Here is a 10843-nt window from a genome sequence, read left to right as displayed (position 1 = left end):
TCTAAATCAACCGAATTTGACAAAGAACCTTTTAATTTTATATAATTTTTGAATAAAAAAAGTATCCAAAATACAAAATTTTGGATACTTTTTTTACTATTCATTTTTGTTATTATTTACTGATTGTTGTTCGGTATTTTTAATATTTTTAGAGGTTGTTGTTTTGTAATTTGTAGTAGAATTTTCAGTTTTGTTATTTTTTTCTACTACTTCTGTCTCTTCTGATTCTTCTTTGTTAGATTTTGATGATTTCTCATCTTTTAGTCCCTGACGTGCAAGCAATTGCTTAATACTATCGTTTCTTCTTTTTTCTGATTTTGGCGTTTCTAAATATGCACCATTTATCAGATTTAAAGTTGTATTATTTTTATCTTCAATATATTTTGATATTTCATCATAATAATTTAATTTATCAGAAAAACTTGCTCTTAACGCTTTTACTTTTTGACCATCCTTCATATATATAGTGATATTATCACCATCATCATTTATAATTTCTGATATTTGAAGTCTAACTTCTTCTTTTAAATTATTTAAATTCCTATATATCTCATCTAACTTATCACTATCATCTTTAAAGTTTTCCAGAATTGGCAGATTATAATTATTTCTTATTTTTCCAGAGTATGGTATACCATTCTCCATAATTATCTCTATACTACCATCTTCTTTTTTATTTTGTGCAATAAAATTATATTCCTCAACTTTCACCTTAATGGTAGACGGTAATTTCGACTGAACAGAAACAGACTTAAATATTTCAAATCTGGATTGAATGTTTTTTTGAATTTCTTCATCTTTTATAGACCAAGTTCTTAGATTATTATTTATGTTACCCGCTTCTAGTATCTCTTCTTTAGTAATTTGATTATTACCTTCAACATCTATTGTTTTTAGTTTTAAATAATTACTAAATAATAATGTAAATACTGCTATCACAATTAAAAATAAAGTTACTATGAATATTAATTCTCTTCTTTTTTTTCTTTTAATTTTTTCTAATGAGCTTCGTCTCTTCTCATTATTTATTTTTGTTAGTAACTTTTGATTCTTCTTGTTCATGGTTTTTAATCCTCTTGACTAATCTTCTCAAACGTCGCTATAAATTCATCTCCACGATCTTCAAAACATCTATATTGATCCCACGATGCACATGCTGGAGATAGTAAAACTATATCTCCACTTTTTGCAAGTTTATTTGCGAAAACTGTTGCATCATCTACTTTTTTCGCCCTATGACATTCTACTCCATTAGCAGATGCTAGTGCAAATAGTATCTCTTTACTTTCACCCACAACAACCATTGCTTTAATTCTTGAGAAGAATGGAACTAATTCTTTGAAGTCAATTCCTCTATCTTTTCCACCACAAACTAGTATTATATTATTTTCAAATCCAGAAAGTGCAGTAGTAGTAGCTACTGGATTAGTAGCTTTTGAATCATTATAAAACTTCACTCCATTATGTTCTCCAACAAATTGTAATCTATGTTTTACTCCGCTAAAACTATAAAGTACCTTGCGAATTGTCTCAATCGATGCACCTTTTATGTATGATATTAATGCTGCATTTATTGCATTTTCTACATTATGCATACCTGGAAGAGACATTTTTGTTATATCAAATAATTCTATATCTTTATAGACTACCATATTGTTTTTTACAAACACATCTGCTTCTGAATTTTCTTTCGTATCATAAAGAATTACTTGTGAATTTATTTTACTCAATTCATATTTTTCTAATTCTTTAATATTTAAAACTAGAATATCATCTTGGGTTTGATTTTTGTAGATATTTCTCTTGGCATTTCTATAGTTTTCTACGCTACCATGATAATCTAAATGACCAACGCCTAAGTTTGTAATCGCTGCTACCGATGATTTGAAATACTTAGTTCCTTGTAATTGGAACGATGATACTTCAGTAATAATTAAAGAATTAGGATGATTGTATGCTACTTCAATAGATGGATATCCTATATTTCCTGCTAAAAAGACATCTTTATTAGCTGCTTTTAGTATGTCAAATGTCATTTGTGTAGTTGTAGTTTTTCCATTAGTACCCGTAATTGCTACCATATCAATATTAAACAATGTGTTAGCTAATTCTATCTCAGTTATAATATCAATATTTTTTTCTATTGCTCTTTGCAAAAATTCAATTTCATATTTTATTCCTGGATTTTTAACTATTAAGTCTATACTATCTAATAGTTCTAATGGGTGACCACCATCAACTATTTTTACACCTGAGTTTTTTAATTCAATAGCTTTTTTATCAGTACTCAGATCGTCAAATGCATTTAGGATTACATCATAGCCTAATTTATTTAAAATTTTTGCAGTTGAGTAACCACTTCTAGCAAATCCTAATACTAATATTCTTTTATCTTCTAAATTTATCATTTTATATTACTCCTACAAAATACCCTATAGCTGAAGATATAACAGCTATAATAACAAAAATGTATACAGTTTTTACTTCACCATAACCTGACAGTTCAAAATGATGATGTAATGGTGACATTTTAAAAATTCTTTTACCAGTTTTCTTAAAGTACGCTACTTGAATAATTACTGATAGTGTTTCTAATATATATACTAAACCAATAAATAAAAATGCTACTTCTTTATGTAAAATCACAGATATTGCAGCTAGAATTCCTCCTAGCGCTAATGATCCAGTATCGCCCATAAATATTTTTGCTGGATTTCTATTAAATAATAAAAATCCTGCAAGTGCCCCTACTATTGTTAAACAAAATACTAATACAGGGAAGTTATTTTCTTTATATGCTAATAAAGCAAACGTACTAGTTGTAATAATTGTTACGCTAGTAGCTAATCCATCTAATCCATCTGTTAAATTTACTGCATTAGAAAAACCAGTTTGCCAAAATACTAAGAAAATTATATAGAAATATGAAATATTTAAATTATAATCAAATACTGGAATATGTATATAATTAACATCTTTGTAAATGAAAGTTACTAATATATAAAATATTACAGAAAATAGTATTTGTAACATTAATTTTTTTCTTGGTGCTAATCCATCATTTTTCTTTTTCACTACGATTAACATATCATCTATATATCCTATTATTGAGAAAGATATTGTAGTATAAATGAACAGTATATAGTATTGTATATTCGGACTATCTAAAAACATAGCAACTATAAGTGAAATAACTATCGCAATTATAAAAGAAATACCTCCCATAGTAGGTGTTCCTTTTTTATGCATATGACTTTGTGGCCCTTCTTCTCTGATTGCTTGGCCAAACTTTAGTACATGTAAATATTTTATTAATCTAGGTAGCATTAGTACTGTCAGAAAATATGCTACCAGTAATAACGATATAGCAAATACTGTATCTGAATTACTCATTTCGTTCTCCTAACTAAATTTTATTTTTATCTTTTCCCCTTTTTTCACAAATCTTTGTGCTGGAATAGATTGTTGTTTAGCAAATCCATTTCCTTCGATTTCAATATCTAATCCAGATAATTTAGCGTAGTTAAGTACGTCTACTTTTGACCATCCTGTAAAGTTAGGTGTAATTATATTTTCATCAGAGACTAATAAAAATACTCTCTCTCCTTGTTTTATTATATTCCCTGCTGAAGGATATTGGCCAACTACCTTAGTTCCACTTCCAATTGTTATTATATTTTTAGTTTTTTGTTGTAAATTAACAATTGTAGATTCAACATTTTCCCCTACAAGATTATCCATTTGATAACTTTGAATAGTGTTGTTATCCTTTGATTTCTTAACATTTAAATAGTTAAGAGTATTTTCCATTATTGGTTTAAATATTTCAGATGCACCATTAGCATTACTTGCTCCTAATTCTTTAGAAGGTAATTTTAAACCAACATATAGTATTACTTGTGGATCTTCACTTGGTGCATATCCTATAAATGAGTGCATTACTTTATATGGACTCTTATAATATGTTCCTGTTTTCGGATCTACTACCTCTGCTGTACCAGTTTTACCAGATGTACTATAATTTTCTACAGCATATCTTTTACCACCTTGCGCCCAAGTTCCGTTTACAACACCATATAATTCTTCTTTCATTATATCAGCTGTACGTTTTGAAATTGGATTTCCAACAACAGTTCTTTTCCCAATATTAACATCTTTATCAATCGTTTTATCGTGAATTCTTTGTAGGAAATATGGTGATAACATCTGTCCGTCGTTTAAAATTGCTGTTTCTGCTTGAACCATTTGCATTGCAGTCACTGTACTACCCTGACCAAATACTGTTGTTGAAGCTGAAACTTTATTATTAAATACTAGATCTCCCGTTGCTTCATTACCATATAATGAATTCGTGCTCTTTCCAAATCCAAAGTTTTCTAAACCTGTTTTTAATTTTTCAGTTCCTAATTCATTTAATAAAGTTAACATTAATGTATTTGAAGATTGTTGGAAACCATGACGTTGAGTAATCGTACCCCAACCAATTTTATTCCAGTCAAAAATTGTAGCATCTTCTACTTGATATGATCCCGATCTATAATAACTGTCTGGTTTATATATGTTATTTTCTGCCATGATTGACATTGTGAATGTTTTTAAAGTTGAACCTGGTTCATAAGCTGAGTTATAGAAAATATTAGACCAAGCACTTGCAAGATTTTCTTGAGTATTAGGGTTAAATGCTGGTGTTTGTCCTAATCCTAATATTTCTCCTGTCTTAGGGCTGACCGCGATTGCAAACGCACTTTCTGGTTCATACTTATCTTGAATATCTTTTAAAGTATTATCAATAAAACCTTGAATATTTTTATCAATTGTTAAATATATATCTGCCCCATCAACTGGGTTGATTTCAACTTTCGGTATATTAGAAACAACTTTCCCCCATGCATCTTTCGCATAAGTAATATGTCCCTCTTTTCCTCTTAAATAATAATCAAAGGTTTTCTCAACTCCTAAACGACCTGTTATTAAATCACTATCAGGTGAATTTTGTGCAAATCCTAAAAAGTTACCAAGCATACTTCCGTTTGGATAATATCTTTTTGTTGTTGCTATAAATTCAATTCCTGGTAGTTTTAACTCTTCTATTTTTTTCTTATCTTCTACGCTTATATCTTTACCCGCAGTCCCAAATTCTACCTGATAGACTCCTTGTTTACTAAGTATATCTTTTATCTTGTTTTTATCTAATTTAATAAATTTAGATAGTTCTTCTGCTGTTTTATTAATATCTACCACATGGCGTGGATTTGTATCATCCTCTGTAGCTTTATCTGATACTACTGCTACTAATTTATAGGATTCTATATTATCAGCTAGTATATTTCCATTTCTGTCAAAGATTTTTCCGCGATTTGGCTGTAAACTACTATCTATCTTATACTTTTTATCTGCTAATTCTGAAAGATTATGTCCCCTAACCGTTCCAATTAACATCATTTGTCCTATATTTAATATTAATATCCATACAAAGAAAAAAACAAAAATTAGAAAAAATACAATTTTTGTTCTTTCTCGAGAGATATAATCTTTTCTTTCTAAACTTCTTCTATCTTCCAAAAACTTTAAGGTTAATATTTTCTTAAAAAGTTTTATCAATTATCTCACTACCTTTATACTATCTTTTTGAGTTTTCATTCCTACCGTCTCAGCAATCTTTTTAACTCTTTCGTAAGATGATAGATTGTTTATCATAACTTTTTGTTCATTATTATTTTTTTGTTTTTCTGATATTACAATATCATTTTTTTGTTGAGCACTTCGTAATGAATAAATCTCTCCTTTATAGTTTAACATAACTACGTTGGCAAGTAAAATAACTCCTACAAAAACTCCATACGTAGTTTTTTCTAGTAAATTAAACTTTACTTTCTCTTGTACTTTTTTTACTCCATATTCACGACTATATACCTTTAGTGTAGCCATTTTCTTTCCTCCCCTCTACTTCGTCTGAACTTCTGCAACTCTTAATTTTGCACTTCTTGATCTATTATTTTCTTCTAATTCAATATCACTAGGATATATAGGTTTTCTTGTAATTACTTTTAATTTAGATAAACTTTCTTCTGGCATAATAGGAAGGTTTTTTGGAATATTCTTTGATTTAGAATAAGAATTAAATATTTGTTTACAAATTCTATCTTCTAAAGAATGGAAGGTTATTACGGATATTCTTCCACCTACACTAACGATATCTATTGCTTGTTCTAATGAGTCTTCGAATACTGATAATTCATTGTTTACAGCAATACGAATTGCTTGGAATACTCTTTTTGCTGGATGTCCACCAGTTCTTCTTTTAGCAGCAGGGATAGATTCTTTTATAATTTCTACCAATTCAAAAGTAGTTTCTATAGGTTTTTGCTCACGTTTTTTTTCAATATTTCTCGCTATTTGCTTAGAGAAATTTTCTTCTCCATAGCGATAAAATATTTTTACTAAATCATGATAACTATACTCATTAACGACTTCATATGCACTAATTTTTGCATCAGTATCCATACGCATGTCCAATCTTGTATCATAATTATAACTAAAACCTCTTTCTGGTGTATCTAATTGTGGTGAAGAAACTCCTAAATCATAAAGAACTCCATCCACTTCATTAACACCATGCTCTGCTAATTTTTCTTTTAAATTAACAAAATTAGACTTAATAAAGACAACTTTATCACTGTATTCAGCTAATTTTTCTTTGGCATTTTCTAATGCAACATTATCTTGATCAAAAGCGTATAGTTTTCCATTTTTTAAACGTTTTAAAATTTCTAAACTATGCCCTGCCCCACCAAGAGTACAATCTACATATATACCATCTTCTTTTATATCTAAGCCTTCTACAGCTTCATTTAATAATACACTATAATGTTTAAACATTCTCATCCATCCTAAAAATCAAAATCTTCTAATTCTTCTGCTATTTCTTCTACACTAGCTTCACTTTCTTCTAGTAAGTCTTCCCAGCGTGTTTTATCCCATATTTCTATTCTATTTGATAAACCATTCACAACACACTCTTTATCTAAAAAAGCATGCTCTATAAGAGCGTTTGGAATATTAATTCTCCCTTGTTTATCTATTTCAACTTCAGTGGCTCCAGAAAAGAAGAAACGTTGGAAAGTACGAGCATTTTTTTTAGTAATAGGTAGTGATTTTATCTTACTTTCCACTTTTTGCCACTCTTGTAGTGAATAGCCAAATAAACAAGAGTCTAGACCTCTTGTAATAATAAATTTTTCACCTAGTTCATCTCTGAACTTTATTGGAATACTAAGCCTTCCTTTGGCATCCATTTTATTATTGTATTGACCAATAAACACTACTTCTCACCACCTTACTTTTATAATTTACCACATTTCCCCACTTTTTTCCACTAATTTCTAAAAAAAAATGAATTTTTTTGATTTTTTTACCATAAAAAAAAGAAGAAGCATTAATAAACGAAAATGTTTAAAAATGCTTCTTCTTTTAATTATAATATTCTCTTTCGTTCTCACCATCTAAGAAGTGAGAAGCACTTAAAGAATGTATTCTTTCTACTATTCTTAAAGCCTTTGTTTTATCCACAGTTGTTCTTCCATTAGATAACAATTCTGCTAAATCATCTATACTTAAATTAGATGAGAAAAATGTTGGTAATTTTTCTGCTTCTCTATGATTAATAATTGGGCCAAGCACCTCATCTCGAATAAATTCCGTAATATTTTCAGCACCTATATCGTCAATAATAAGAATTTCTTCATCTCTTATAAGATCAATATATAAATCATAACTGTTATTACTAATCTTTGATTTTATTTTTCTAATAAATTCAGGGTAGTATAAAATTGCTGGTTCTTTACCATTCTGTTTGAAATAATTGTAAATACATCCCATCAAATATGTCTTACCAGTTCCTGTTGGCCCATATATATATGCACCTCTTGTACTTTGTTTATTAAGGATGCTCATACAAGTGTTTACAATTTCTATTGCTAATCTAGATTTCTTACTATTCTTGGACAAATTATCAAATGTATATGTTAAAACTCTCTTTGGAATAAATTCTGTCTTGATTCTATTCGATGTTTTTTGGTTTTCAACTTTTTGTTTATATTCATCAGTCTCTTGATAAACTATATTAACCTCTTTATCACTACAAACCAATTTTGGTTTATGTTCAATATTTAGTAGTGTATCTTTAGAAATATAATATTGATAAAATTTTTCAAGATTATTTTCTACATCAATTTTAGAAAAGTTATTATCACGAATAAACTTAATTATCTCTACATCACTCAGAACTTTTTCTGTGATAAACTTCTTAAATGAATTTTCTGTATTACTTGATACTATATTGGATAATTTTTTCATTATACATCCCCTTTATTATATAATACTTTCATCAAATCTTTAAAAGTATCCTCATCTTCTTTTGTAACTACTCTGTCCTCTTCCTTTTTTGATTGATTAAAGCTATTTTGCCTATTTTGTAAATATTCAGGAAACGGAGCATGATTTGATTTTCGATTATTTGAATAAGATTTTTGTGGACTCTTATTAGTGCTAAAAGCTTTAGTTTTCTGATTTCTATTAGCTCTAACAAAATCTATAGCATCTTTAGCTCCAAATAATTTTTGAGCACTCCATGTACTTGCAATTTTATCTATATAGTTTATATGTGGTATTGAATTTTTACCACTTTGCTTAATAGAATACTCTAATAATATATTTAGTACACCAGTAGGAAAATTATACTTACTTTGTAACTCTTCAATATTTTTAGCATCTATTTTAGAGAGTACTATTCCTACCTGCTTATTTAAATATTCTACAAAATTAGTGTTATCAACTTCTTTAGCAAATTTTTCATCTTCAGTTAACTGCTCTTCTTTTTTACCAACAAGATTTTTATTTATCATACGATCAAGAGTCGGTACTTCTTGTTTTCTAACATTAACATTTAGTTGAGCGATATAATCACTAAGAACATTAATATTAATCTCGCTGGCTCCATTAGAAATTTCTACAGATTTTTCTATAGCACTAGACATATCTTCTGGAGACATTTTATAAATATGAGCTAAACCTAAAATTTTGTTTTTAACTTCTGGATTAGATATTACATCTGTTAGGTAACTATTAGCTAAATAAAAATTTAATTTATCAAAATCAAAGAAATATTCATCAAAATTTGGTCCATTAACACTTTTACTTGTTATATAATCAAAGCTAAAATCATTTAGATTTTCTAAACGGAAAACATCAGAAAATTTCGCAGAAATATCTTCAAAACTCTTAAAGCTTACTTTATCTAAAGAATAATAATTTACCAAATCAGAATAATTATTAGACCCCAATGTATTTTCTAATAATTTTGCAAGCACTGGTGTATTAAAAAACTCTTCAAAACTTAATGCTTCTTTTATTTTATATATAAACTGTCCAATACCATTATTATCAAAATACAATGACTGTATCAAACCCAAAGCTTCTAATTTTTTTCTTGCAATTAAGAACTTATTATCTGATAAACCTAGATTATCGAGTATATCATAATGTAGATAACTTTTAGATAGATTTTTATCACTTAGCATCTTACTACCAAAAAATGTATATAGACTAATTGCATCATTACCAAGTAATGGTAAATACAAGTTATGTAACTCTTTTATGCGTTTAGATGTATCAAAATCATTATAGACACAATAATAATCCTTAACTGAAAACTTATTATTCATGATTATCATCCATTACTTCTATAATGATTTGAGTATACTCTAATGCATATATAAAATCCTGATTATAGTCGTACTTAATTTTGTCATCATTTCGTAGTGGTGCAAAGAAAGATTTTACTAAAATAGGATAGATATTATCTAATAATAATTTTGCGTTATCATTTTCGTAAAGTGCTCTTAGGAAATTGAATACTTTATATACACAGTCTAGAAATTCTTCTTTATTAGGAGTACTAATATTAGTATGACTCTCAATAATAGTTGAAAAACTAAGAATATTCTTCTTATCATTTTTTGTTACAAAGGTTCTTAAATCATCAATAAGCTTATACATGTAATCAAAGAATATATCATGATTCTCTAAATAGTCATCATTAATAATATTAGATTCATTTTTTAATAACAACTTATTGATATTATAATCAGTAACAAATAGGTAAATCTTATAAAGATCAGAAAATTCAACATCGCTTAACTTCAAATAATCATTAACAATACTATTCAAACTCTTACCTTCCTTATAAATATTATAAATAGTATTTAGCCAAATAAACTCATCAAGATTTTCTTTTTGAATCAGTGTAATTAGGTAATTATTAAAATTATACTGATGTTCATCTTCAAAAATTATAGAAATTCTACTTTCAATTCTAGTAAGTATTAAGTTAAATTCTTTTTCTAATTCATTATTAAAATTATCATCATCAAAATCTAATTTTAATGATGCTTTTATACGCTTAAACTCGTCATAACTATTATCTGAATTGTCAATTCTTTCTTGATATACCTCATTATATCCAGGCTTTTGTGAATGATAATAGTTTTCTATAGCCTTATTAAATTCTAATACTTTTCCTAAGATTTTAATATATGCAACTTTTATATTCTTATTATTAGATATATTATTAATTAATTTTAACGCACTTAAAATGTCTTTCTTATTTTCACCAGTTAACACTAATGTTTTCTCATCTTCTAAATAAAACATTTCCTAAACCTCCAAAAAAATATTACTACCTTATGATACTCTATTTTGAAAATAAAATCAAAATATATGTAAGAATTATATAAAAAAAGAACCTTCCAAAAGGAAGGCTCTCACTGTTGCCTGGCAACGTTCT

10 protein-coding genes are annotated in these 10843 nt (G+C 27.7%); all 10 read right to left on the bottom strand.

Annotation, left to right across the window (positions count from 1 at the left end):
• Nucleotides 1-96: 96 nt before the first annotated feature.
• Nucleotides 97-1062 (bottom strand): cell division protein FtsQ/DivIB, encoded by a 966-nt coding sequence (locus HMPREF3186_RS02170; protein ID WP_060913729.1) that lies wholly within the window; start codon nucleotides 1060-1062, stop codon nucleotides 97-99.
• A 5-nt stretch (nucleotides 1063-1067) separates the two neighbouring features.
• Complete coding sequence (gene murD, locus HMPREF3186_RS02165) at nucleotides 1068-2408, bottom strand: UDP-N-acetylmuramoyl-L-alanine--D-glutamate ligase (protein WP_060913728.1); 1341 nt, start codon at nucleotides 2406-2408, stop codon at nucleotides 1068-1070.
• A 1-nt stretch (nucleotide 2409) separates the two neighbouring features.
• Nucleotides 2410-3393: a phospho-N-acetylmuramoyl-pentapeptide-transferase gene (gene mraY / locus HMPREF3186_RS02160; protein WP_060913727.1), complete on the bottom strand. Its 984-nt coding sequence runs from the start codon at nucleotides 3391-3393 to the stop codon at nucleotides 2410-2412.
• Nucleotides 3394-3402: 9 nt separating this feature from the next.
• Nucleotides 3403-5439, bottom strand: a complete 2037-nt coding sequence (locus HMPREF3186_RS02155) for a penicillin-binding transpeptidase domain-containing protein (RefSeq protein ID WP_231724143.1) — start codon at nucleotides 5437-5439, stop codon at nucleotides 3403-3405.
• A gap of 162 nt (nucleotides 5440-5601) precedes the next feature.
• Nucleotides 5602-5928, bottom strand: coding sequence for a hypothetical protein (locus tag HMPREF3186_RS02150; RefSeq protein WP_060913725.1), 327 nt, complete (start codon nucleotides 5926-5928; stop codon nucleotides 5602-5604).
• 15 nt (nucleotides 5929-5943) lie between these two features.
• Nucleotides 5944-6879 (bottom strand): 16S rRNA (cytosine(1402)-N(4))-methyltransferase RsmH, encoded by a 936-nt coding sequence (gene rsmH, locus HMPREF3186_RS02145; RefSeq protein ID WP_060913724.1) that lies wholly within the window; start codon nucleotides 6877-6879, stop codon nucleotides 5944-5946.
• An 11-nt stretch (nucleotides 6880-6890) separates the two neighbouring features.
• Nucleotides 6891-7322, bottom strand: coding sequence for a division/cell wall cluster transcriptional repressor MraZ (gene mraZ / locus HMPREF3186_RS02140; protein ID WP_060913723.1), 432 nt, complete (start codon nucleotides 7320-7322; stop codon nucleotides 6891-6893).
• 148 nt (nucleotides 7323-7470) lie between these two features.
• A complete protein-coding gene (gene dnaI / locus HMPREF3186_RS02135) occupies nucleotides 7471-8355 on the bottom strand; it encodes a primosomal protein DnaI (protein ID WP_060913722.1) in 885 nt (294 codons plus the stop codon).
• Nucleotides 8355-9722 (bottom strand): replication initiation and membrane attachment family protein, encoded by a 1368-nt coding sequence (locus tag HMPREF3186_RS02130; RefSeq protein WP_060913721.1) that lies wholly within the window; start codon nucleotides 9720-9722, stop codon nucleotides 8355-8357. Before HMPREF3186_RS02130 ends, dnaI begins: the two co-directional genes overlap by 1 nt.
• Nucleotides 9715-10710 (bottom strand): hypothetical protein, encoded by a 996-nt coding sequence (locus tag HMPREF3186_RS02125; protein WP_060913720.1) that lies wholly within the window; start codon nucleotides 10708-10710, stop codon nucleotides 9715-9717. The genes HMPREF3186_RS02130 and HMPREF3186_RS02125 overlap by 8 nt, the downstream gene beginning before the upstream one ends.
• Nucleotides 10711-10843: the final 133 nt, after the last annotated feature.

The sequence above is a fragment of the Gemella haemolysans genome (assembly GCF_001553035.1).
Lineage (GTDB): Bacteria > Bacillota > Bacilli > Staphylococcales > Gemellaceae > Gemella > Gemella haemolysans_B.
This window is presented reverse-complemented; position numbering and strand designations above follow the sequence as displayed.

What these genes read in the sequence shown, in the direction of transcription:
- HMPREF3186_RS02170 (WP_060913729.1), bottom strand. Translation starts at nt 1,062, where the DNA reads ATGAACAAGAAGAATCAAAAGTTACTAACAAAAATAAATAATGAGAAG.
- murD (WP_060913728.1), bottom strand. Translation starts at nt 2,408, where the DNA reads ATGATAAATTTAGAAGATAAAAGAATATTAGTATTAGGATTTGCTAGA.
- mraY (WP_060913727.1), bottom strand. Translation starts at nt 3,393, where the DNA reads ATGAGTAATTCAGATACAGTATTTGCTATATCGTTATTACTGGTAGCA.
- HMPREF3186_RS02155 (WP_231724143.1), bottom strand. Translation starts at nt 5,439, where the DNA reads ATGTTAATTGGAACGGTTAGGGGACATAATCTTTCAGAATTAGCAGAT.
- HMPREF3186_RS02150 (WP_060913725.1), bottom strand. Translation starts at nt 5,928, where the DNA reads ATGGCTACACTAAAGGTATATAGTCGTGAATATGGAGTAAAAAAAGTA.
- rsmH (WP_060913724.1), bottom strand. Translation starts at nt 6,879, where the DNA reads ATGTTTAAACATTATAGTGTATTATTAAATGAAGCTGTAGAAGGCTTA.
- dnaI (WP_060913722.1), bottom strand. Translation starts at nt 8,355, where the DNA reads ATGAAAAAATTATCCAATATAGTATCAAGTAATACAGAAAATTCATTT.
- HMPREF3186_RS02130 (WP_060913721.1), bottom strand. Translation starts at nt 9,722, where the DNA reads ATGAATAATAAGTTTTCAGTTAAGGATTATTATTGTGTCTATAATGAT.
- HMPREF3186_RS02125 (WP_060913720.1), bottom strand. Translation starts at nt 10,710, where the DNA reads ATGTTTTATTTAGAAGATGAGAAAACATTAGTGTTAACTGGTGAAAAT.